Origin of the sequence: Cohnella sp. CFH 77786, assembly GCF_019400745.1 — a bacterium.
Classification (GTDB): Bacteria; Bacillota; Bacilli; order Paenibacillales; family Paenibacillaceae; genus Cohnella.
On the sequence record NZ_WJIB01000004.1, the window covers coordinates 399,247 to 422,199 of the forward strand.

Annotated in this window: 17 protein-coding genes, 4 pseudogenes and 2 riboswitches; of the genes and pseudogenes, 11 read left to right on the plus strand and 10 right to left on the minus strand. The window is 49.6% G+C overall.

The window, feature by feature from the left end; translation table 11 throughout:
* Nucleotides 1-12: 12 nt before the first annotated feature.
* From GE107_RS08950 to GE107_RS08960, 3 genes are all read left to right on the plus strand, one after another.
* A complete protein-coding gene (locus GE107_RS08950; RefSeq protein WP_219639333.1) occupies nt 13-894 on the plus strand; it encodes a carbohydrate ABC transporter permease in 882 nt (293 codons plus the stop codon).
* An 84-nt stretch (nt 895-978) separates the two neighbouring features.
* On the plus strand, nt 979-2,538 hold the full coding sequence (locus tag GE107_RS08955; RefSeq protein ID WP_219639334.1) for an ABC transporter substrate-binding protein: 1,560 nt from the start codon (nt 979-981) through the stop codon (nt 2,536-2,538).
* 110 nt (nt 2,539-2,648) lie between these two features.
* Entirely contained in the window at nt 2,649-3,575 is a 927-nt protein-coding gene (locus GE107_RS08960) for a family 43 glycosylhydrolase (protein ID WP_219639335.1), read from the plus strand.
* Between the two features lie 82 nt (nt 3,576-3,657).
* Here the strand turns inward: GE107_RS08960 and GE107_RS08965 are convergent, their stop codons facing one another.
* The 3 genes from GE107_RS08965 to GE107_RS08975 form a co-directional block, all read right to left on the minus strand.
* Entirely contained in the window at nt 3,658-4,125 is a 468-nt protein-coding gene (locus GE107_RS08965) for a phage tail protein (protein ID WP_219639336.1), read from the minus strand.
* Between the two features lie 24 nt (nt 4,126-4,149).
* The gene (locus GE107_RS08970) at nt 4,150-4,629 is read right to left on the minus strand and encodes a GyrI-like domain-containing protein (RefSeq protein ID WP_219639337.1); all 480 of its coding nucleotides are present in this window, start codon (nt 4,627-4,629) and stop codon (nt 4,150-4,152) included.
* A gap of 95 nt (nt 4,630-4,724) precedes the next feature.
* On the minus strand, nt 4,725-5,147 hold the full coding sequence (locus GE107_RS08975) for a DoxX family protein (protein WP_219639338.1): 423 nt from the start codon (nt 5,145-5,147) through the stop codon (nt 4,725-4,727).
* 92 nt (nt 5,148-5,239) lie between these two features.
* Here GE107_RS08975 and GE107_RS08980 point away from each other — a divergent pair, with 92 nt between their 5' ends.
* The 3 genes and pseudogenes from GE107_RS08980 to GE107_RS27100 all read left to right on the plus strand — a co-directional run bounded on the left by GE107_RS08980 (nt 5,240) and on the right by GE107_RS27100 (nt 8,436).
* Nucleotides 5,240-6,205 carry a helix-turn-helix transcriptional regulator gene (locus GE107_RS08980; protein WP_219639339.1) on the plus strand — a complete coding sequence of 322 codons (966 nt, stop codon included), beginning with the start codon at nt 5,240-5,242 and terminating at the stop codon, nt 6,203-6,205.
* 171 nt (nt 6,206-6,376) lie between these two features.
* A riboswitch (cyclic di-GMP riboswitch) is annotated at nt 6,377-6,464 on the plus strand.
* Between the two features lie 223 nt (nt 6,465-6,687).
* Nucleotides 6,688-7,593: pseudogene (locus tag GE107_RS26530) on the plus strand (endo-1,4-beta-xylanase); the annotation flags it as partial.
* A 30-nt stretch (nt 7,594-7,623) separates the two neighbouring features.
* Nucleotides 7,624-8,436 (plus strand): carbohydrate-binding protein, encoded by an 813-nt coding sequence (locus GE107_RS27100; protein WP_370636323.1) that lies wholly within the window; start codon nt 7,624-7,626, stop codon nt 8,434-8,436.
* A gap of 248 nt (nt 8,437-8,684) precedes the next feature.
* Here GE107_RS27100 and GE107_RS08990 read toward each other — a convergent pair whose 3' ends face one another.
* Nucleotides 8,685-9,281 (minus strand): TetR/AcrR family transcriptional regulator, encoded by a 597-nt coding sequence (locus GE107_RS08990; protein WP_219639340.1) that lies wholly within the window; start codon nt 9,279-9,281, stop codon nt 8,685-8,687.
* Between the two features lie 182 nt (nt 9,282-9,463).
* Here GE107_RS08990 and GE107_RS08995 point away from each other — a divergent pair.
* Nucleotides 9,464-10,403 (plus strand): annotated as a pseudogene (locus GE107_RS08995) (alpha/beta hydrolase).
* Between the two features lie 4 nt (nt 10,404-10,407).
* Nucleotides 10,408-11,571, plus strand: coding sequence for an MFS transporter (locus tag GE107_RS09000; protein ID WP_219639341.1), 1,164 nt, complete (start codon nt 10,408-10,410; stop codon nt 11,569-11,571).
* 120 nt (nt 11,572-11,691) lie between these two features.
* Here GE107_RS09000 and GE107_RS09005 read toward each other — a convergent pair whose 3' ends face one another.
* Nucleotides 11,692-13,170 (minus strand): serine hydrolase domain-containing protein, encoded by a 1,479-nt coding sequence (locus GE107_RS09005; RefSeq protein WP_219639342.1) that lies wholly within the window; start codon nt 13,168-13,170, stop codon nt 11,692-11,694.
* Nucleotides 13,171-13,306: 136 nt separating this feature from the next.
* On the opposite strand from GE107_RS09005, the gene GE107_RS09010 reads away from it, so the two are divergent.
* On the plus strand, nt 13,307-14,023 hold the full coding sequence (locus GE107_RS09010) for a TetR/AcrR family transcriptional regulator (RefSeq protein ID WP_219639343.1): 717 nt from the start codon (nt 13,307-13,309) through the stop codon (nt 14,021-14,023).
* 427 nt (nt 14,024-14,450) lie between these two features.
* Here GE107_RS09010 and GE107_RS09020 read toward each other — a convergent pair whose 3' ends face one another.
* The 3 genes and pseudogenes from GE107_RS09020 to GE107_RS09030 all read right to left on the minus strand — a co-directional run.
* Nucleotides 14,451-17,861 (minus strand): carbohydrate-binding protein, encoded by a 3,411-nt coding sequence (locus tag GE107_RS09020; protein WP_255570329.1) that lies wholly within the window; start codon nt 17,859-17,861, stop codon nt 14,451-14,453.
* Nucleotides 17,862-18,003: 142 nt separating this feature from the next.
* Nucleotides 18,004-18,093: riboswitch (cyclic di-GMP riboswitch) on the minus strand.
* A gap of 183 nt (nt 18,094-18,276) precedes the next feature.
* A pseudogene (locus tag GE107_RS09025) lies at nt 18,277-18,774 on the minus strand (sensor histidine kinase); the annotation flags it as partial.
* Nucleotides 18,761-19,147: pseudogene (locus tag GE107_RS09030) on the minus strand (winged helix-turn-helix domain-containing protein); the annotation flags it as partial. The pseudogenes GE107_RS09030 and GE107_RS09025, both read right to left, overlap by 14 nt.
* A gap of 171 nt (nt 19,148-19,318) precedes the next feature.
* Here GE107_RS09030 and GE107_RS09035 point away from each other — a divergent pair.
* Nucleotides 19,319-20,533: a DUF418 domain-containing protein gene (locus GE107_RS09035; RefSeq protein ID WP_219639344.1), complete on the plus strand. Its 1,215-nt coding sequence runs from the start codon at nt 19,319-19,321 to the stop codon at nt 20,531-20,533.
* A 5-nt stretch (nt 20,534-20,538) separates the two neighbouring features.
* Entirely contained in the window at nt 20,539-21,090 is a 552-nt protein-coding gene (locus GE107_RS09040) for a GNAT family N-acetyltransferase (protein WP_219639345.1), read from the plus strand.
* Nucleotides 21,091-21,506: 416 nt separating this feature from the next.
* On the opposite strand, the gene GE107_RS09045 is transcribed toward GE107_RS09040, so the two are convergent.
* Together GE107_RS09045 and GE107_RS09050 are read right to left on the minus strand one after the other, a co-directional pair.
* Nucleotides 21,507-21,800 carry a helix-turn-helix domain-containing protein gene (locus tag GE107_RS09045; protein WP_219639346.1) on the minus strand — a complete coding sequence of 98 codons (294 nt, stop codon included), beginning with the start codon at nt 21,798-21,800 and terminating at the stop codon, nt 21,507-21,509.
* Between the two features lie 101 nt (nt 21,801-21,901).
* Complete coding sequence (locus GE107_RS09050; protein WP_370636317.1) at nt 21,902-22,876, minus strand: helix-turn-helix transcriptional regulator; 975 nt, start codon at nt 22,874-22,876, stop codon at nt 21,902-21,904.
* Between the last annotated feature and the right edge of the window lie 77 nt (nt 22,877-22,953).

Sequence of the window (22,953 nt, forward strand, 5' to 3'; positions counted from 1 at the left end):
AGGAAGAACAACATGAAGTTCAGGAAATCGTTGCCGAAAATGTTGATCCATATGCTGTTCATTTTGTTTAGTTTGGCTTGTATCTTACCGCTTATCTCGATTATCTCCATATCGTTCAGCAATGAATCGGATATTCTCGATCACGGCTACCGGCTCTTCCCTGTCAAGTTCGATTTTACCGCATACGTCTACGTTTTATATCGACCGCTGCAAATTTTAAACGCTTTCAAAGTTTCCTTGTTCGTCAGTGTCTTCGGTACGATCGTTTCCGTATTGGTGATGGCGGGCATCTCCTATTCGCTGTCGCGCTCCGACTACAAATTCAAGAATCAGCTCAGCTTCTATGTGTTCTTCACGATGTTGTTTAACGGCGGGTTGGTTCCTTCGTACATCCTCATAAGCAACTATCTGCATTTAAAAAATACGGTCTGGGTGCTGATTCTTCCTTACCTGGCTATGCCGTGGTTCATCTTGCTGCTGCGTTCCTTTATGCAAAAAATCCCGCACAGCATTATCGAGTCGTGCATGATGGACGGTGCAAGCGAATTTCGGATTTTTGCCCAGATCATCCTTCCGCTTGCCAAACCGGGGCTTGCTACCGTCGCGCTTTTCTCGCTGCTGCAATATTGGAACGATTGGTGGCTCAGCTTGCTTTATATCGATAACGAAAAACTGGTTCCGCTGCAATACATGCTATACAGGATGATGAACAACATCGAATTTCTGACTCATTCCAGCAATGCGCTGCCGTCTGGGGTTACGGCCGCCCGGCTACCTTCGGAATCGGCGCGCATGGCGATGGCGATTCTCGCAGCGGGTCCGATGCTTGCCGTATTTCCGTTCTTTCAGAAGCATTTCGTCAGAGGGCTTACGGTTGGTGCGGTTAAAGGATAGCTTAAGGATAGCTTAATCATGGATTTAAATACCCATTTAGATCCATATTAAGAATAGATCAACAACTTAAGGGAGGACTTTCAAATGTGGAAAGCATCGAGATTCTTCAAAACTGGCATGATGGCTGCCGCGACATTCACTTTGTTCGGCATGCTGCTTGCTGGGTGCGGAGGAAGCCCGTCCAAAGAGGGTGCAAGTCCGGCCGACAGTAACAATGGCAAACCTGCGGAAACGGGGACTGCTTCACCTGCGGCATTGCCTGAAGTGAAGCTGACCTGGTATTTCGTCGGACCCTGGCCGCAGCCGGAGCAGGATGAAGTATTTGCGGAAGTCAACAAGATTGTGAAGGAGAAGATAAACGCTACCGTCGATTTTAAGCCAATCGCCTGGGGCGATTATGACCAGAAGATGCAGGTGGTTATTGCCTCCGGCGAACCGTACGATATCGCGTTTACTTCGAATTGGATCAACAACTATGCCCAAGACGTAGCGAAAGGCGCATTCCTGCCGCTGGATGACTTGCTCGCCAAGTACGCGCCGAAAACTTTCGCGTCCGTACCGAAAACGTTCTGGGATGGGACGAGAGTCAAAGGAAAGATTTACGGCGTTGTCAACCAGCAAATAACCGCACGTACGCCGCATCTGGCTGTGCCCAAAAAGCTGGCGGAGAAAATCCATTTTGACATTAACCAGTATAGCGGGAAATTGAATCCGGATACACTGAATCAGCTTGAGCCTTATGTGCAAGCAGGCATCAAAGATAACCCGAAGCGGGCCTTTATCGCGTCATTTGACGGGCTGGGAGGCGACTTCTTCAATCTGGAAACGATTGCCGGGATGCATGTGCCGGGGGCCGTTGATTATTCGGATCCATCGCTGAAAGTCGTGAATCAGTTTGAAACTCCGCAGGTGAAAAAATATGCGGCTCTCATAAGGGACTGGAACTCGAAAGGCTACACGAACTCAAAAGAGCGTATTGCTATAAAAGTAGATCCGAAAGGAACCGAGGATACTGACGGATTCAGTATCGGAGGTGTTTTCAAACCGGGAGGAGATATCCAAGACTCCGTTGGTGTGGGTTACCCGGTATTGGAGATTCCTACCGTACAGCCCCATTTGACTACGGGCGGAATCATCTCATCGATGCAAGCGATCAGCCGCACTTCGAAAAATCCGGAAAGGGCCATGATGCTGCTGGAGCTGATGAATACGGACCAAGAGCTTTACAATTTGCTTAACTTCGGGATCAAGGGTAAGCATTTCGATCTGGATGCAGACGGTTTTAAGGTGACAGGGCCTGACGCGCAGGGTTATAATCCAAATGTACCTTGGATGTTTGCCACAAATTACATGGCGTATATCGATAAAGGCATGCCGAAGACGGTATGGGAAGACACCAAGAAGCTTAACGCAGATGCCACCCCGTCGAACTTGATCGGATTCTCCTTTGACCCTGAACCGGTTAAAGCGGAAATCGGGAAAACAAGCGCTGTCTTCGACGAGTATTCTCATGCAATTGAATTAGGAGTTTCCGACGAAGCGAAATACAATGAGTTTTTGAACAAACTGAAAGCTGCCGGGTCCGACAAAATTATCGAGGAAATGCAGAAGCAAATCGATGCCTGGAAAGCGTCGAAGAAATGATATAATGGAAAATCGGTCAGCCTTGCGATTAGGCTGGCCGATTTTATAATGTAAGAAGAAGTCTGTTGGATCCGGTTTCGGTTAGATGCACGGAGGGAGTGGAGGATGGAATGAAATCACCCTTGTTTAGGGATCCTATCTATGACGGTGCGGCAGATCCTGTGGTGATCTGGAATCGTCAGACCAAGGAGTGGTGGATGGTCTATACGAACCGCCGGGCAACGGCAGAGGCAGCGGGTGTGGCGTGGGTTCACGGAACCGATCTCGGCGTGGCGGTTTCCCGCGACGGAGGCAAGGAGTGGTTATATCGCGGCATCCTGCAGGGTCTGGATATCGAATGGGGAAGAAATACGTTCTGGGCGCCGGAGATCATCTGGCATGACGGCTTGTATCATATGTACGTCAGTTATATTCAAGGCGTACCCGATCATTGGGGGCATCCCAGGGATTTGCTGCATTATACCAGCCCGAATATGCTGGAATGGCGCTTTGTCTCCAAGCTCGAATTGAGTTCGGGAAATGTGATTGACGCCTGCATCTACCCGTTGCCGGACGGCCGTTTCCGGATGTGGTACAAGGATGAGGGCCATCACTCTCATCTGTATGCAGCAGACAGCAGCGATCTCTACCATTGGCAGGTTGCGGGTCCGGTTATTACCGATCGATCCCAGGAAGGGCCGAACGTGTTCCGCTTGGGCGGCTATTATTGGATGATTACGGACGAGTGGCGCGGGCAGGGCGTATACCGTTCCGATGATCTTCAGACGTGGGAACGAAACGGCCTCATTCTCGACCTGCCTGGCCGGCGTAAGGACGACGGAACGATCGGCCTTCACGCAGATGTGGTCGTACAAGGAGAAGAAGGATATATCTTTTATTTCACTCATCCTGGCCGTGTGAATGGACATCATGAAGATTCGGGCTATGAAACGCGCCGCTCGTCCATTCAGGTGGCCAAGCTGGAGGTTGTGAACGGTGTGCTGATCTGTGACCGCGACAAGGAATTTGAGCTGAATCTTGGAGCGGAAGATGGTTAGGGATGCTGCTTTGAGGTGCAGCGCTAATGTAGGGCCATTCTTTACCGAATGGCCCTTTCTCTTTCGTACTATACGATCTGCTTCAATATTCTCCTTTAATGACGAAGAATGAACCTCGAATTGTCCCAGCCAGTTTGGACTTCTGCCTTGCAAATTTGAATTTCTTCTCTTCCAACTCCTTAGGTACTTCCATCCCCTCAGACAGCTTAAATCCAACGGCCCGCTTCTTAGGATCATCCACCGTATACATGACGTTGACCGCTAGACCATCCTCATAAAAGACGTACGCAAATTTGATATTTTCAACTTGAAACCGCGATGTTTCTAGAGGTTGGGCCGCAAACTCGATACCACGTTCTTCTTTCAAAACTCGTTTCACATAATCAAGCGTTTCCTGGCTTTCACTGGCAGGTACGACCGTAAATTCGTGATTGTATTTGTTCATGAAGTAACGGGCCTCATTCGCACGCATACCGGCAAGCGCTTCTGCTACTGGTGAAGATTCCAGGCCAACCGTAGACACATTTTTAAAATCGACGATAGGGGACATCCTCATTCCTCCTTCTGCTCTTGTTTACTTCTTTACAACCGGAATCCACATTTCGCCGTATACGAAGCCGTCTCGCTGCCCCATCTCAACCGTTGCATTCGGCCCGCCAACATAGGCATAATTATCGGCTGTCGGCAAGACTTGACCAAAGGCAATGCCGGTAAGCATACTGCTCAACTCATCAGCCGACTTCCCTTCACCTTTAACGACGAGGTATTGCCCCTTAGGGAATTGGATCAATCTGTGTTCTTCCGCTATCGATGAATCTGTCATGACGCCGGCATAATACATCATCTTGTGATTTACCGCTTCGTTTACGGCAAAAATATAGTCGTTCGCAGCGACAGCCTTTAGCCTGTCAAGCCTTCCATCCTGCTCCACTGCCCGCCAAAAGCTTTCCTTCTCCTTGTTCATGGCGGCATAATCCGTATAATCGCTCTTCAGTTCCGTTCCAATCCCAAGAATGATAAAGCTGTCTTTTTCCTCAAAGGTATACGTTGCCATCATCCCAGCTCCTTTTTTTGACATACGGATCAATGGATTGGTTGATTCACTTCATGAGTCTATCATAACCATAAATCAAGTTCATTTCATTGCCATTAGAGTCTGCGGCTTTTCGGACGCAGTGCCCAGGAGGCGATGCCAAGCGCGGCATAGAAAAGCGGAAGCATAATATGGAATCCGCCATCGCCGTAATCATTAGCGAACGCATGAGATAAGGCAGCTCCCGTCATTAGGAAAAAGATACCGCTATAAGCCCATTCCTTAAGCCGAGGGAATCCTGGTATTACGATCGCGATGACTCCAAGCAATTTCCAAGTCCCGAGAATGTATGTGACATACAACGGGAAACCGATTTCGGTCACCAAATCGACATTGCCGCCATAGCGCATCAATTGCCCGATACCGCTTAATGTTATGGAGAATGCGAGAATAATGGTGACGGTCCAATAAGCGGTCATCCTTCCAACAGGGCGGGATTCCGCCTTCGCGATATTTTCCTTACCGATCATCGTACTCATTCCTCATTCCTCCCAAGTCATTTGTTTTTTCACTTGATGGGTTTATAATAAACTTTAATCGTGTCAAAAAATGAAACTGTTTAGAGGGCCCGATGAAAAAAGTGGAACGGATTAACATCATCATGCGGTACATCAATAACCGCGCCCATTTTACCATTTCGGAAATCATGCATGAGTTCAACATCTCCCGTTCAACGGCCATTCGAGATATCAGGGAAATTGAAGCGATGGGAATGCCTCTAACCGCCGAAGTCGGGAGGGACGGGGGTTATTTTGTGATGAACAACTCCTTTCTGCCCACTGTCCGCTTTACCGATAACGAGATTAAAGCTCTTTTTATCGCCTTCATGGCCACACGAAATCTACAACTCCCTTATCTCAAGAGCCGCCAATCTTTAGCGGAAAAATTGCTCGGACTCATCTCTGAAAACCAGCAAGATGATCTAGTTCTGTTAAATCAAATCTTGCTCTTCGAAGGTACCAACCCCCACAATCCTGACCTGCTTGATCTATCAGACCTGCCCCATCCTATGTTAGAACAGCTCATCCAAATCCTACTTACGGACAGCTGCTTAGTGGTTTCCGTCGAAGAAGGGAGGGAAATCAAGTCTTATCCCATCTATCTCATGCACCTATATCGTGAAAAAAGCTCCTGGCAAATAGAAGGCTTCGACCTAGAGGAGGAAAAAAGGCGGATTATTCCTGTCGACAATCTCACCGATGTCAAACCACACCCTGAGAAAGAAAGAATAAGCAAGAAGAAGATTGCAGAACAACTGAGCAAGCAGGAAGAAGCCATCAACCTAGTCCTCGAACTTGGTCCCAAGGCGATTGCCCAGTTCAAAAAGTACCATCCCTTAAAAATTTCAATCTCATACACGAATCCTTATCAAACTACGGCTATTTTAAAGACCTTCATCCATGTTCATCATCCGGATGAATTAGCCGAAATCACAAGTTGGCTGCTTTTCTTAGGTGGAGATATCAAAGTCAGGGAAATACCGAAAGAGGTTGTAGAAGGATTACAGGAGAGAGTGGATGTGTTGGGGAGCAAGTAATTGATCCATGGAAGGGAATATTCGCCGCCTCATCGGAGTAGGATTCTACAAGGTGAATAAACCGTAATCGGGATTATAGGCAATGAAAATGAGCGATAAGACCGATATACTTCATCCAAACCCAATATTTATAATTATTCGTGTCGGCAAACCTCGACAATATATGCCAAATCCCGATAATCGCAAAACTGGCGAAAGCCAGTGACGCAAAGCTACAGGGGCTTACGCGGCAATAGCCGCATGCCAGCCAGCTGCCGAAGGATAGGATAACGGTGCAAACCTCCTATCGAAACAGGATGTTTTGCACCGTTTTCATTTTTTTACATGGAAAGGGGGGGCTTCCTTACTGAAGCGAGGGTCATAGGCAAACCATCGTTTGTCCCCGTTTTTTCGACGCATGCCTGTTTGCTGATAAAGCCAGGAGGGAAAATTGTATGTATGTATCCATAATCAAAAAATTCATAGTCGTACTATGCTCAACCATGCTTTTGAGCATGGCACTGCCAACTCGGCATTCAGAAGCGGCAATGGCACAAGGAAGTAAGTTTGTAGGAAATATTATTGCCGGTAGTGTTCCATCCAACTTTGCAACTTACTGGAACCAGGTAACACCAGAGAATGCGACCAAGTGGGGCAGCGTTGAGGGAAGCCGCAACAGCATGAATTGGAGTAATGCAGACTTAATTTACAATTACAGCAGAACAAATGGCATACCGTTCAAGTTTCATACGCTTGTATGGGGAAGCCAGGAACCAACCTGGATCGACAGCCTTTCAGCAGCTGACCAGAAAGCGGAAGTGACAGAGTGGATACGGGCTGCCGGTCAAAGATATCCGAATGCGGAGTTCGTTGATGTTGTCAATGAGCCGTTACATGCACCGGCATCCTTTAGGAATGCACTAGGCGGAAGCGGTTCAACAGGTTGGGATTGGGTTGTCTGGTCCTTTGAGCAAGCCAGACAGGCTTTCCCGAACTCCAAGCTGCTAATAAACGACTACGGTATCATAAGCGATCCGAATGCGGCAAACAATTATGTCCAGATTATTAACATTCTGAAAAGCAAAGGTTTGATAGACGGAATAGGAATACAGTGCCATTACTTTAATATGGATACGGTTTCTGTAAGTACCATGAATCAAGTGCTTGGCATATTGGGAGCAACAGGACTTCCGATATATGTATCGGAACTGGATATGACCGGTGATGACACTACCCAGCTCAACAGATATAAGGAAAAATTTCCTGTATTGTATGAAAGCCAATACGTTAAAGGGATCACCTTGTGGGGGTATATAGAGGGACAGACATGGGCAAGCAACACCCATTTGATTAGTTCATCAGGCGTTGAGCGTCCTGCACTTGCATGGTTAAAACAATATTTAGCCAGTCCTCCAACATCGAGATCGGCCTTTACACAGATTGAAGCGGAGAGTTACAGCACCCAATCGGGAATCCAAACTGAAAGCTCCAGTGAAGGCGGGCAGAATGTCGGGTGGATCGAAAACGGGGATTATGTTGTTTACAACAATATCGATTTCGGCAGCGGTGCAGCAAGCTTTCAGGCTAGAGTAGCCAGCGCTACCAACGGAGGTAATATTGAGGTTAGACTTGACAGTATTACCGGGACCCTGGCAGGGACTTGTGCAGTTTCCGGGACTGGCGGATGGCAGAACTGGACGACCACAACCTGCAATATTAGCGGGGCTAGCGGTGTACACAACGTTTATCTGAAATTTACCGGAGGAAGCGGATACTTATTCAACCTTAACTGGTTCCAATTCTTTACTAACAATCTGATTACCAATCCCGGACTGGAAACAGGAAATACCGCCGGGTGGGCTGTTAATGGGGCAGGCTCCATAGCCGTATCAACTGCCCAGAAGCGTAGCGGTGCTTATAGCCTGTTATCTACCGGCAGGACTGCCACCTGGAACGGGCCGATACAGAATATAACTTCGAAAGTGCAAAGCGGTCGTACCTATACCTGTTCCGGATGGGTAAGATTAGATAATGCCGCGAGTAGTTCGGTTATCATGACGATCAAAAAAGTGGACGGCAGCGGAACGTCTTATACCAATGTTGCAGCTGGAACCGGCAGCAATAGTTCCTGGGTACAGCTGTCCGGTAATTACACATTAAATGTTACCGGAACTTTAACCGAATTGAGCATCTATTTCGAAGGGCCGAACAGCGGAACCAATTTTTATATCGATGATGTTTCGGTACAGTAATTGGGATGATAGAGGAACAACGCTTGGTTAGCATGGCGGGGTTCATGAAACAAACCTCGAGCTTGAGTTTGATCCGACAGTCCAAAAGCATTTTTTGAGCCAGCCCCTTCCGCCCAAAAAGGCGGAGGGGGCTTTTGCTTTCCGCAAGCAGCTCCCTCGTTATTTTCATTGAACGATTGAGCCGATCTAGTTGTCATTCCTTCTTATACTTCGGCGCATCAGGTTGCTGCAGCAGCATGCGACAAAAGCTATTTCCCGCCAAATATGCGTTCACTAAGGGAACGCAATAATCGTTTCCATTCTTCTTGAAAATCCGGATCGGTCGGAAGCTTGCCCGTTATCAATTTCGTTACGTCACCGAAAATAAGAGGATATATCGTCAAGCTGGAGATTGCCAGCGTAAGCATGGCCGGGTCGTATTGTTCCGGGACAAGTCCCATTTCCTGCTTGTCTCTCATATCGGCGATATAAGAGTGAAGCACCTTTCTTCTTAGTTCCTCCCCCATAAGACTCCCCGGACCGGGGTCAATGGCTTCCCATACGGTAAAACGCAAGAAACCAAGCAACTGCTCCGCGTTTACTTTAAACCGATGTTCCGCGATCTGCACCGGATTCGCCGGCATCATGAAAACATCGGGTCCCCAACCTTCGAACAAATGACCGAAAACCTCTCTATAAAGTTCATCTTTCCCCTTGAAATAGCGATATAGTAGCTGTTTCGTAATCCCGGCGTTGGCGGCTATCGTTTCTATGCGGGCACCAGAGTATCCTTTTTCAAAAAATTCCGTGCTTGCGGCTTTGAGTATATTTTTACGAGTGCGTTCAGCGTTACGAATTTCGCCCATCTCACATTCATCCTTTTATCCGAGATAATGATATTGTAGTTCGATACTTATCCCGAATCAACTATTGGTTATTTCACCGATTACTTTAAGTTGACATTTAAGTAAACTTATTTTATCATGTATCCAATATAAGTTTACCTATTAGTAAACTTAAATTCATTGAAAGGGGTTGTGATGTTGAAATGGATGAGTTAGAACGCGTTGCACCGGAACTACGTAAGCCGCTTTCGGAGATGCCCGAACTTCGGATCCCCGAGGACCTCCAGTTGTTCCGCAGTTTCCCTCCGGCACCTCGTGCCAAATCGGAGCATGTCCGAACGGTAAACCGCGTGATCCCTGGTCCAGGCGGAGAATTGATCGTCAGGATTTATCAACCGACGTCATGGGAACCTGAACCATTGCCAGCAGTGATGTGGATGTTCGGAGGCGGGTATGTTCTCGGTCGACCTGAAAACCACGACGATTTATGCGAAGCTAACGGAAGCCCGATGCATGGTCTTTTCGGTCGCTTACCGTCTTGCTCCGGAGCATCCATACCCTGCCGCGGTACATGATTGTTACGCATGCTTGAAGTGGATCGCCGACTCCGCCGAGAGCCTTCACGTTGACCCGAAGCGAGTAGCGGTTGCCGGGGCAAGCGCCGGCGGGGGACTCGCGGCGGCCGTCGCTTTAATGGCTCGTGACAATGGCGGACCTTCTCTCGTCTTCCAAATGCCGCTTTATCCGATGATCGACGATCGGAGCCAGACGCCTTCCAGCCACGAAATCACATCGAAATCCATGCCCTGGAATCGGGATCGGAACGTTGCGGCTTGGAGCTTATATTTAGGTGAACATGGAACCGGCGAGGTTTCACCGTATGCGGCTCCGGCGCGAGCGGGCGATCTGTCAGGACTTCCGCCGGCTTATACGTGCGTGGGACAGTTGGACCTCTTCAGGGATGAGACGATACAGTATGTCACCCGTCTGGCACAGGCCGAAGTGCCGGTGGAACTTCATGTATATCCGGGTTGCTTCCACGGATTCGACGATATCGTACCGGACGCCGATGTAAGTCGTCGGGCAAGAAGAGAGTACATCGGAGCACTGAAGAGAGCGCTATGGAGCACGGAAGGGAAGTGAGTGCTTGAACCGATCGACCCTCTATCTTCTAACGGGAGGAATCTTCCTAACGGCAACGGCCGAACTTGTCGTCGCGGGGATCCTGGCCGATATTGCGAAGGATTTGCATATATCCATCGGGATGGCCGGCCTGTTGATTACGGCCTACTCGCTCGCGTATGCGATTGGAACTCCGGTCGTGATCTCGATGACGGCTGCCATGGGGAGAAAGAAGTTGTTGATCAGCTCGTTATTGCTCTTTATCGCTGGATGTTTATGTGCGGCACTGTGGACGGATTACATTCCCGCGCTGGTTGCCAGGTGCATCTTGGGACTCTGCTCCGGCGTATTCTTTGTCGTTACGTTCAACTCAGTGGCAAAGCTCGTTCCCTCGGAGAAATTAGGTCGGGCGGTCGGGACCGCCATTATCGGATTCAGCAGCGCGATCGTTCTCGGCGTACCGCTCGGAATATCGATCGCCGACTGGTTGGGGTGGCGATACGTCTTTATCCTGCTGGCCATCCTCTGTTTCATCATCTTGCTGGGGATTATGAGGTCGCTGCCGGAGATCGAAGGGGATGCGCCAACTCCGTTCAGAAAACAGTTCTTGGTGCTTGCAAATCCGATCATTCTCTCGGGCATGGGAATCACCTTCTTTAGAGACGCGGGCAATTCGGTTATGTATGCGTACCTGACCCCTTATCTTGAGAGCATCCTGCACCTGAATGCAGCTGCAATTGGTTCGATCATGCTGATCTTCGGTATTTTCGGGGTATTCGGATCAAGATTAGGAGGGAATATTACCGATAAATGGGGGACAAAACGAATCATTGCTTCCTGTATCGCGATACACGTGGCGGCGCTTGCCATTGTTCCCGTTGCCTCTGTTTCCCTATTCGCCGGGCTGATTTTCTTTGCCGCGTGGGTCTTTTCCATGTTTGTCGTTGCCCCGGCTTTGCAAACTTATTTTATCCAAGCTGCTCCTCGGTCTTCTAATCTCGTGCTGAGTCTAAATACTTCCGTGACGCATTTGGGTTTGGCTTCGGGAGCCATGGTGGGCGGGGTAACCGCGAATTTGACTTCCGGCTTTTTTTATCATCCGTGGGCTGCAAGCATGGTGATCGCGGTTGGATTTTTTGCCGCGATGATTTCCTTCAAGCTCGGTAGACAAAATCGCCAATTGTTCTGATCCTTCTTCAAGCGGCCCTTTCCGCGGATAGCCTAGCGGAAGGGGCTTTCCCCGCCAAAAGGGAAAAGCCCCAGTGGCAACAATGCTGGGTCTGCTAGAATCAATTGCTGATAAAGACCGTCAGTCAATTGAATCGTGTTGAAGCGCTGCGATCACATCGGAGACCAACCGGTCGGCGCCGGCGATAAGGCCATCAGGGTGATGTGACATGCCCAAGCGCACCACAACCAGGTGCTGGGATGGCAGGATCACAACATGCTGCCCCATATTGCCCATCGCGAAGAACGCGTCATGCGGTACGTGAGGCATCCCCCAGGGAAGTCCGTACGGAGCTTTACCGCCCGTCTCCAAATTAATCCAGAAACCAGCTCCATAGCCGGTGTCGAGCGTCCGTGATGACGAGTACTGCACCCATCCTTCGGGCAGGATGCGGCCAGCACCTGCCATACCGTCGTTCAGATACAGGAGCCCGAAGCGGGCCCAATCTCGCGCAGATGCGAACATGGAGCTTGCGCCGTTCGGCGTGCCGGTCGCATCGAACTCCAGCGTCGCGTGCTGCATGCCTAACGGCCCAAAAAGTTCACGCTGCGCGAATCCTCTGACGTCCGAGGCCCGACCTCCGACTGCGTCGCGAATGATGCGCGAGAGAAGTATGAAGTTGCCGTCGGTATAGGCCCATTGAGTTCCCGGCTTTGAAGTTAGTTTTGCTCCCTCGGCATACTCTGCCATATCGCGCTCAAGATATACCATTCTCGAGGCAGGATCGAATCCCGAACTGGTTTGTGTAAGGGCTAAGCCGCTGGTCTGCCGCAGCAGATCATTTATCGTGATCAAGTGTCGCGGATCCCTTTCATTTTGCCATGCCGCAATGGGCGCAGGTTGGCCCACGTCCAGTTTTCCCTGCCGGACCAGAATGCCGATCAGCGCGTTGGTGATCGATTTTGTCGCCGACCATCCCAATAGAGGCGTGTCCACGCCTATGCCAGGTGCATAACGCTCGGCAACGATTTTGCCGTCTTTCACCACAACGATCGCCTGGGTTCGGATATAAGGCGGATGCTCTCGCTCTGCAAAAGCACGGTCGAGCGCTGCACGCAATTGTTCGTTGCGCGGCTCTACCACGGCGGGGCCCGCTATCTCCGGAACCAGTGAATCTGAGGAGCCGACTGCGGAATTAAAGCTGTCGGCCGCACCCTGAGTGACGTCCTCGGGCTTATATACCAGCATGCAACCGGTCCCCTCGCTGTATACCGCCTTGGTTTTGAACAGTCCGGCGATATTCGTAGTTGCCTCGCGCTTATCATAATCAACGTCATAGTTAACCAAGCTGCCGATAAATCGAATAGCCCCTTCCGGCTCCACCATGTCGGCGTACACCTTGTCGGGTTCTCGACCCGAGATAAAAGCTTCGGAACAGATATAATGACTTGTAAAGCCCGAAGCTACCATCAATGGCTGATACAGCCGATACCCCGTGTAAGCAAAAAACGCCAATACTGTTGGAAATGCCAGCATAGCAAGCGTGTGTTTGCCGCTCTTGCGAAAAAATATTGCCAATGGACGAAATTTGCGAGTACCATTTAATTGCAAAGTGAACATCTCTCCCATCATACCTTAAATCTTGGTATACGCCGTATACACCGATCGAAATTCATTGTAAGTATACAGCGTATACATGTCAATCCCTTTGTGTAATCATAACGTTAATCCTTTTTCATTCGAGGAGCGTCGAACTGTGGTCCACAATGATAACGATCAAAAAGCTACAGGCACCCGTAACCGCACTAGTCCTATTCGCCTTAGTCGGGAGGCGATCGTAGGGCTGGCATTGAACATTGCGGACGCAGAAGGAGTCGATGCGGTTAGTTTTCGGCGCTTAGCCCACGAATTCGGCGTAACGCCCATGGCCATTTATCGCCATGTACGCAACAAAGATGACCTTTTAGATGCAATGACCGAGCATATGCTGGTTTCTTTCGATACCTCGGCCGTAATAGAGACGGATTGGCTGGAACAGGTAAGAGAGCTCATTTACGCTTTGCGTCGGGTACTGCTCGTCCATCCCTCGGGCAGAAGCTTGCTGTCCAGGCGATCTCTGCCGTCCAAGAACAGACTCGATATTTTCGAAACTTCGCTTGGCATCCTTCGCAAAGCTGGCTTCGAACCGCGAGAGGCGTACTTAATCTTTGAATATTTGTTGAATCAAGTGGTGTCACTGGTTGCGACGGGAGATGGTTACGTACAAGGGGCGGAAGAAGAGCGCCGGGAATGGGGGGCCAAATTGCTGGAGTTCTACGGAGGCCTTCCACAGCAAGAATATCCTTGGCTTGTCGAAGCTGCCCCGAATATTGCGGCTTGTGTCGATACGGATCGTCACTTCCAGTTCGGTACAGACCTCCTATTGGCTGGAGTGAAGGCAATGGCCGCGTCGATACGATCCAAAACTCTTTGAGTTGATGATTCGGACATGCTTTGCCGTAAGCTTTGACATTTTCCATGACAGATCGCACGGGCCCGGCTGCGCGGCAATCTTGCTCCAGGGTGGACTTACCCCAACTTTAGGGCCATCGTATCCAAGCGTTCAAGAATTCGAATAGCTTAATAATGCGAAGAAAAAGAAGCAATCCTATTGCCATGCATTGGCCTGAAGGATTGCTTCTTTTTTCGCTTTCTTTCAAAGAACCACTACAACGATGTTCGAGCCGACCCGAACAACCTGAACGTTCATACCATACCGGGGTAACGTCCACCGAATGCCTTTGGACTAACGGCGTCAATAGCGGCTAAATCATCAAGTGTAAGTTGAATATCCACTGCCTCAAAATTTCTTCTAGATATTTTCGGCGTTTCGTACTTGGAATCGGCAATGATTGAAGAGCTTACTGCAATATAATATAGTCTACATTCCAACCCGTATCTCCGGCATCATATTGGAGCTTCAATGTCGCGCCTGCAGGGATATTGACCGGCACGGTGACGCTAGTATAGGCGCCATTCCATCTGCCATTCCCGGTGAAGTTAATGGTCTTTGTCTTCGTCCCATTCACGTACATACTATACGTACCCGAGTTAGTGGCGGCATATCTCACAGTAAGGCTGGTTGCAGCAGGAACATTATTGAACTGAATGCCATTACCGCTCACATGAAGATACTGAACCGCTTGACCGCCTGACGCTGTGGAGTCATCGTAGACAGCAGCGAACCCCAGCCTGGTCGCCGTTTCCGCTTCAATTGGCGCAGGAGAAACTTGAATATGGTCAAGGTTGATGATTCCCGTATCGCCAGTGTCATATTTGTACGCGATCGTATTGACGCCGGCATTTAATGTCACCGTTTCCGTCTGATTGCCCCATGTATCCCAGTTCGCAAGAAGAGGCAAGCTTGTTTGCTTGATTTTCGTTCCGTTCACAAAAAGACTCAATGTAGCCGGATTATAAGCATTATTGCCGTAACGTGCGGTTACATTGTATTTCCCTGAAGCTGGCACGTTAACGGTAAAAGTCACTGTTCCTCCAAAATTCCAGTATCCATCCACAAAGCCGCTGCCCGTGTATCCTGGATGATTCGTATTCACCTGAACCCCGCCTGACAGCGTAGCTTGTTCGGCCTCAAGTTGAATGGTGGCATCGGTTGTATTCTCCTGCATTGGCATTGCCGGCGTGACGGTGACGACCGCCGTGGCGGCATATTGGCCGTCCGCGCTTACCGCGGCGATCGCTGCCGTCCCCGGCTTCAGTCCGGTTACCTGGTCTCCCGAGACGCTCGCAACCGATTCGTCGCTGGATGACCAGACGACCGGACGGCTGGATGCGCCGCCGTCGAATACCGGGGCAAGTACTGTTGATTTGCCTGCCTCAACCGTCAAATCGTTCACATGGAACCCTTGCACTGCCGCACCCTGTTTCATATCGCCGCGCACGATGCCCATACCGTTCGTTCCGATATAAACCCGGCCGTACACTTGTCCATCGCCCGTAATCGTCTGATCTACATTCGCGAATTGATGCTGATCGTCATTCACGCGGATCCAGCTCGCGCCTTCGTCCTCCGAACGGTAGAACCCGTACTTGCCGCCGTTCACTTTCAAAACGGCATAGATCGTTTTATACGTTTTGCCCGGCGCTTCTTTGCCGAAACCGACGGACCGCGCCTCGTCGACGCCGCTTACTTTCTTGAAGCTCGCTCCCGAATCCGTCGAACGGAATAGTCCTGCCGAGCTGGCGAGCCAGATATCGCCTTCGGCCGTAGGAGCAGCCTTGAACTTGCCATTCAGATTTTGCGGCAGTCCGGAAGCCGCCGTAGCCGAGAAGTTGGCGCCGCCATCCGTGCTGACATAGAACACCCCGTCAAGGAAACCGTAAAATTTGTCCGGATTAACGCGGTCCGAAGAGACCATCGCGCCCTGCGGAATGCCTTTCGAGGCCGTCCACGTTTTGCCAAGGTCGGTAGTGAAGCTTACCGGGAACTGGCCGTTTCCGTCCAGATTCGGAGCCCATACGATCGTATGGCCGTTCGCGCCGACCGCGACCGATCCTCCGCCCGTATTGTAGGTGATCGTCGCTTGAAAGGGATTGGTCGCCGGCGTCCAAGTGACACCATTGTCCGTCGATACGCCCATCCGCTCGACGATGTCCGGCTGTGTGTGGCCGACCCGCACGATCAAGTTCGGATTCATCTCCGCATAGTCCAAATCCAAGGTGGTATTGAGATAAGGATTCCTGATCATATGAGGCGACGTATTCAGATCTTCATGACGAAACCCGCCGATATCGCCCATCGCGCTGAACAACGGAGCTCCGGACGGAGGACTGATCAAGCCATGAATTCCGTTCTCTTCAATCCCGTTCGCCATGACGGAGATCTGAATCTTCTCGCCCTTGTCGAAATCGGTCATGTCCTCGGAGCCGTACAGAGTCGCCCCGGTACCGTACATGATCCGGTCGGAGTTGAACGGATCGATCTCCAGGTCGCCGATTCCCCAGCCAAGCGTCGGCGAGGTTACCGGATCGGTCTCCGGATCGCGCTGAATGCCCCAATCGAGCCATGGCGAGATCGAATAATCGATCGTGTACCGGTTGTCGCGCTTACCGGTCGCGGTGAACTGCCACAGGCTATTCCATGTTTTTCCGCCGTCCGTACTGCGGTAAATGGATTGGTCCGGCCACCATTTGTTCAGTGTTGCGACCATCAGCGTATCGGGATGCTGAGCGTCGACGGCAAGACCGCCGTACGGATTGCTCGTATCGCCGGCTCCTCCCGGGCTGATGTCCGTCCACTCGCCCGTCTTCGTATCCAGCTTCCATACCGAACCGCTGCCGGCGGTGAACGGTCCGAGCTGCGAGTTGTACGTTACGTACAGCATACCGTTGGAACCCAGCGTTCCGTGGTGGGGCAGGAAGCCCTGCTTCGGCTGGCCTGCCACCGGTTCCCAGGTCGCACCGCCGTCGACCGACTTGTAAATGCTCGTCTGCGTGTCCGCCAAGCCGACATAAATCGTCTGCGTCGCATGGCCCGCAGAGCCCGTCGAAGGATCGAAGGTGACCCATACGGGGCCGACATTGCCGCCGTATTCATCCTTCACGTCGCCTATAGGAGTAAAACTGTCCACCTTGCGCCATGTCGCTCCATAGTCCTCGCTCTTCCACAATCCGTTCCCGTTGCGGGCTCCCAAATAGAGGATCCGGTTATCGTTCGGGTCGACAGCCAGACGTTCGCCCATGGTCCGGCCGGGCATGTTGCCGCCGATTTTGAACGGCATTTCGGTCTTCTCCCACGTTTGCCCGCGGTCCTGCGAACGAAGGATGTACCCGTTCGACTGCACCCAGTCGTTCGAGTAGGTACCAGCCGCAATATAGACGCGATTCGGATCGACAGGGTCGGTAGCCAGACTCTCCACGCCCGACAGGTTCCAGTCTTCCATGCTCACCCAATCCATCAGCTGGATCCACGTCTTGGTCGCCGGGTCCCAGCGATACGCGCCCCCCATGTCCGTGCGGGCATAGATGAGATCCTTCTCCTTCGGGTTGAAAATAATGCCCGGAATCAATCCGCCGCCCACGATCTTCACCCTGCCCCAATCATAGGCTTGCGATTTCACCGGCACGATGTCCGACTGTACGGCCGTTGCTGCGCTTCCGGTCGAATCCGCTGCGAAAGCCTTGACGGGATTCGTCGTCAACGAAGGGCCCACGCTTACCGTCAACGCGACGGCCGTCAGCAGAAGTGAAGCAGACTTACATAAGGAAATGATTTGTTTGGTGAAGCGAAGCAACTGTTTCCTTGTTCTCATCTTGATGGTCTCCCTTTTTATAAGTCTATTTTTTTGAACGCCTTTCCTTTCGCGGTTTTGGATTATTTCATCCTCTCCATGTAAAAGGATTATGTAAAAAGGACCCTCCTGCGCACAGGAGGGTCCTTCGATGTTCCCGTCCTTCGGTAGCTGGCTGGCTAACGGCTTACACCGCTGTTACGCCCCTCTAGCTTTGCGTCGCTGGCTTTCGCCAGGTTTGCCATTATCGGAACTTCTTGTCGAATTGAATCAGCAGATTTTGTCGAATTTTGATACATTTAAATTGTAAATCTCTATTCTATAATAAGTACATCGCTCTTTAGGCCTATTTAAAATACCAATCAGCGTTTGCTCCTATTTCAATATATTCGTGGTGTTTGTTCGCAGCCTACGTCTTGGCGTTCCAAAATCGTAAAAGAACCATGATCAGAAAGATCAGGGTTGCACCAAGCAGCTCCAGTGTAAAGGCCAGATCATAATATCGGGATGAGTAGAAACCGTCGATCATGACTCGTCCTTCACCATCGCTGAACTTGACCGGATGCGAATGATTTTGAGCGTACTGAGTCACCTTCTCCTTTCCATAAGCCGATTCGTCTGCAACGGAATAATTGGAATCATATTGCAGCACCTGGTCCTTGAATATGGTGAGGATAATGTAGTTTTCTTTTCTGACCCACTCGCCAAAAGCTTTCCGATCGGATGTAGACAACTCATTCACTGAAACATACTTGCTGAATCTTTGAATGTATCTGGCTGACTCCTTCTGGTAATACTCATCCGAACTCAGATATCCGTCGATCAGATCATCGGATATCTTTTGCAACGTCAGAAAGACCGCACCACTCACCATCGCAGCAACCATGATCAGCATGGCCAGTTTTTTGGTTAGCGTAAATTTACGATGCGCCAAATCGATATCCTCTTCCCCATTCCGTTTGTATATAAACCGGACGTGCCGGATCATCCTCGATTTTGGAGCGCAGCTTCCGAATATGCACCATAACCGTATTGTTGGAACAGTAAAAATAAGGCTCTCCCCACACACTTTCATATATATTTTGGGCAGAAAATATTTTGTTGCGTTTGCTCATCAGCAGTTTCAGGATACGATATTCCAGATCGGACAACTTGAGTTGCTGCCCCTCTTTCCAGACATCATTAAATTCTTCGTTAACTTTAAGTTTGCCCCCAACCAGAAATGTTTCTTCATATTCCTTCTTTTCCTTATATCTTGTGTATCTGCGCAATTGGGCAATCACTCTGGCGTGAAGTTCCTCTTCCGTTTATGAAAGCTGATGTCCGCCACAGGTTTGTCACATTTCCCAAAAAAAATGGTGGCCCTTCATAAATGGTTAAGATTCGGTCTTTATATTTATCCATTGTAAGGATCAAGTTTACGCAAGTTTCAGATCCGAACCCCATATTGCAGTGTTAAATGGAAAAGGAGCATTGATATGAATGTACAAAAAGCAGGACACGGCCAACCGATGAGTCTGCGGGAACGGGTTCATTTTCTGGACATCGTTCGTGGATTCGCCATGCTGGGCATTATTATGGTCAATTATTTTCTGATCGTGGATTCCGTAAAGGGATTCGAAGCGGCCTCGGATGACGTATTGCACAATCTGGTTTCCTGGTTTGCCGAAGGGAAATTCGTTACGTTATTCTCCTTCCTGTTTGGTGTCGGGTTCATGATTTTTATGGATCGCGCCGCCCAGCGGGTTGAGAATCCCAACAAGCTGTTTGCCCGCCGGATAACCATCTTGTTAGGTTTTGGCATATTGCACATCACGTTGGTTTGGGTCGGTGACATATTGGCCTTTTACGCCGTAACCGGCTTCCTGTTACTCGCCTTTTACAAACGCACGCCCAAAACGATGCTGCGCTGGATTATCGCACTCATCGTGATTCAATTCCTGACTCCTGTTTTCACGATGTTGTACAATGCTATAAATACTGCAGCACCAGAAATGTCGAATGTTTCAGAGTTTCTTCTAGATAGCCACAATAGCAGCCTTACCTACCTGGAATCCATCGGAAGCCGCTGGGCAGATATGGGAACGATGGTCGCCAGCTCTTTCTCTACGGTCTATTCCATGTTTCTCATGTTTCTGCTAGGCATGTACTTTGTTAAGATGGGATTTTTCAAGGACATGGAAGCGAAAAAGCACATATGGAAGCGAATCTGGATCATGAGCACGATCGCTTTTCTGATTACACAGAGCAGTATGTTGCTCGGTATGCTCACTCCTTCTGAGAATATGCTGTGGGTGGAAAATTCCTCTTTCCTGGGACAAAACGGGGGCTTAACCGGAAGTATGTTCTATATGAGCACTCTTGCGATGCTGTTTCTGCACGTTCCCCGGCTGCAAGGCGTTTTGATGATTTTCACCAAAGTCGGACGGATGTCATTGACCTGTTATCTGCTGCACTCCATCATCGGAACAATGCTGTTGCTCGGGTACGGATTCGGACTTGCGGATCATATTCAATCCGCCGGCACGTTCATGACCGGTCTGGCCGTGTACGTAGTGCTCATGATCTTCAGTACATTGTGGTTGAAACGGTTTACGTACGGCCCGATGGAATTTATATGGCGCAAGCTGACATACGGCAAAGTAAACGAGCGCCCCAAAATGGTTCCCATGATTAGCAAATGGAGGAGTTAGTCATTATGAAAACAAAAAAGGAAACGAAAGTTACTCTGGAACTGGCAGAGAAATCCGATCTGCCGGAATTTCGGAAAAAATTGCAGGAAGCATTTGCGATTGCCGTGATTGAAACGTTCGGTGATTACGATGATGGACCCATCCCATCGGACAAAGATGTTCAGGAGTCTTTCGATGCTCCTGGAGCGGTCGTCTATCATATTGTTCAGGATGGTAAGAAGGTCGGTGGAGCAGTATTACGTATCGACAGCGAAACCCATCATAATTCGCTGGATTTGATCTATGTATCTCCAGAACATCACAGCCACGGGATTGGTCTTTCTGCTTGGAAAGCCATTGAAGCACAATATCCGGATACGGTGCTCTGGGAAACCGTGACACCTTATTTTGAAAAGCGGAATATCCACTTCTATGTGAATAAGTGCGGATTCCAAATCGTAGAGTTCTACAATGAACATCACTCTGATCCGCGTATGCATCACAATGGACGCGAAGATGACAATCCCTTGCCGGGTGGTGATGACTTTTTCAGATTTGAAAAGGTTATGAAAACATAGGGCTAAACAATTGAAGTGATACGCCCGCTTGTCCGTTTCTTTATCTATTTCTAATTCGGTAAATGGTTCGTTTTCGCTTGCTAAGGTTTGCTAATAACGAAAATTTCGCCGTTACTTGTGATAGGGGTGTCCGCGCTGTCTGTAACGGCAAGTTTTAAGGCCATCCGTCAAAGGATGGCCCATTCTTTTTTGGAATAAGATTGTCAATTAGGATTTCCCACGGTCACATGCATTGTTCCTTAAGCCGGTAGCCACCACGCACTCGATCTACAAATCCAAGTTCGATGCAATCCGTTAGGACTCGGTCAAAGTTTATGGTGTTTGGCAAAAGAGATTGCAGCGTCTTTTCATCTACCGCATAGTCCGGTTTCAAATCATCCATGTCACGCAAGAGGGCTAATAAGACCTGCCGGATTTCATCGGGCAAAAGGGTGAGAGGGAACTCGGGATATGGACGCTTCCGCTACAGTGATAATATCGCCGAGAAACCCAATCCTTTCCTCCGTTGTCATCTTAACAAACGTTTCGCGAATTTGGGGTATCAATGATGCTAGTCCGCCCTCCCGCCCCAATAAATAGTCAGTCGAACAATCATAAGTTTCCGCTAACTGTACGATAAGCGAAAGATCTGGCAGAGAGTCACCATTCTCCCATTTAGACACTGCTTGAGCGGACACGGATAACCGTTTTCCCAACTCTTCCTGAGTCATACCACTGGATCGGTAGGTGTACGGGAGTCTGCAACCACCGGTTGAGATTTCTTGATCTGCAGTTGAAAAATCGGATCTCTTGTGAGGTTTTTTGCGAATATTTATTGGCCTAGCGTGTATTTTGTTAAAGTGTCCGCACTTCCCTTTAACCGCTCTTCTAAAATCACGCGCAGCTCATCGGGAATCCGTTCAAACTCGACCCCTTTCCCCAAAAACAAAAGCCAATCCGCATAATACTCTAGCGCCTCAACATCGGTCACATCCAGTTGAGCATTGAAAATCCCGCTCGACTGGAACATTCCTGTAAAGGACAAAATAATCCCCGGCGGGTGTAAGCGCTTAAAGCGCTGAATCCCAGTCCTATCAAGCTTTACAACCAGATTGGATTCACGTGCAATAAGCCGTTTTTTGCTTAAAATCTCTTGCTCGGTCCGCTTCAACTTCTGCTCGGAAATGGCCGAATCCCGCAGCATCTCAACAGGCAAATAACGAAACTCATCCGTATCAAGATCATAAACCTCGACGAGCCAATGAGCGTTTGAATTCAAAATATGAAGCAAATAAACGTCCATCAACTGCGGCCAGCCGGGACTCGGCTCATACGTCAAGCGCAAGTGCTTATCCCGCGCAGCAAGCGAAATCAACTGGTTCAGCTCCGCAGGCGCCGCATCGTCGAGTTCCAGAAGATTCGGATTCGCAGGATTCGTATTTTCAAAAAGCAAGATATGATTCAGCTCGATCAGCTCGTCGTGCTGGGTTTGCGACGCGATGCCGATGAGTTTTTCCGTGATGGAGCGGCGATTTTGCAAATAAGGCAGCTGCGAATTTTTCGAGGCGATAAAGCTGATAAATATCGCTTTCAGCTCTTCCGGCGTGAAACGGACCGCGGACAGATACTGATTCTGCAGGACATTGTAGCCGCCCCCGCGCCCAAGCTCGGTCGTCAGCGGAAAACCCATCGCCTGAATCTCGTTAATGTCGCGGATCGCCGTCGCGCGAGAAATCTTGAACTCCCGCTGAATCTCTGCAATCGTAAAATGCGCGCGGTTATTGATGAAGCGCATGATCAGGTTCACTCGTTCTGTCTTCTTCATGAATTTATTGTATCAGAAATGTATCATCCGCACATGATAAAAGGTATCGTTTTTTGATA

What these genes read in the sequence shown, in the direction of transcription:
- GE107_RS08950 (WP_219639333.1), top strand. Translation starts at nt 13, where the DNA reads ATGAAGTTCAGGAAATCGTTGCCGAAAATGTTGATCCATATGCTGTTC.
- GE107_RS08955 (WP_219639334.1), top strand. Translation starts at nt 979, where the DNA reads ATGTGGAAAGCATCGAGATTCTTCAAAACTGGCATGATGGCTGCCGCG.
- GE107_RS08960 (WP_219639335.1), top strand. Translation starts at nt 2,649, where the DNA reads ATGAAATCACCCTTGTTTAGGGATCCTATCTATGACGGTGCGGCAGAT.
- GE107_RS08965 (WP_219639336.1), bottom strand. Translation starts at nt 4,125, where the DNA reads ATGTCCCCTATCGTCGATTTTAAAAATGTGTCTACGGTTGGCCTGGAA.
- GE107_RS08970 (WP_219639337.1), bottom strand. Translation starts at nt 4,629, where the DNA reads ATGGCAACGTATACCTTTGAGGAAAAAGACAGCTTTATCATTCTTGGG.
- GE107_RS08975 (WP_219639338.1), bottom strand. Translation starts at nt 5,147, where the DNA reads ATGAGTACGATGATCGGTAAGGAAAATATCGCGAAGGCGGAATCCCGC.
- GE107_RS08980 (WP_219639339.1), top strand. Translation starts at nt 5,240, where the DNA reads ATGAAAAAAGTGGAACGGATTAACATCATCATGCGGTACATCAATAAC.
- GE107_RS08990 (WP_219639340.1), bottom strand. Translation starts at nt 9,281, where the DNA reads ATGGGCGAAATTCGTAACGCTGAACGCACTCGTAAAAATATACTCAAA.
- GE107_RS09005 (WP_219639342.1), bottom strand. Translation starts at nt 13,170, where the DNA reads ATGTTCACTTTGCAATTAAATGGTACTCGCAAATTTCGTCCATTGGCA.
- GE107_RS09020 (WP_255570329.1), bottom strand. Translation starts at nt 17,861, where the DNA reads ATGAGAACAAGGAAACAGTTGCTTCGCTTCACCAAACAAATCATTTCC.
- GE107_RS09035 (WP_219639344.1), top strand. Translation starts at nt 19,319, where the DNA reads ATGAATGTACAAAAAGCAGGACACGGCCAACCGATGAGTCTGCGGGAA.
- GE107_RS09040 (WP_219639345.1), top strand. Translation starts at nt 20,539, where the DNA reads ATGAAAACAAAAAAGGAAACGAAAGTTACTCTGGAACTGGCAGAGAAA.
- GE107_RS09045 (WP_219639346.1), bottom strand. Translation starts at nt 21,800, where the DNA reads ATGACTCAGGAAGAGTTGGGAAAACGGTTATCCGTGTCCGCTCAAGCA.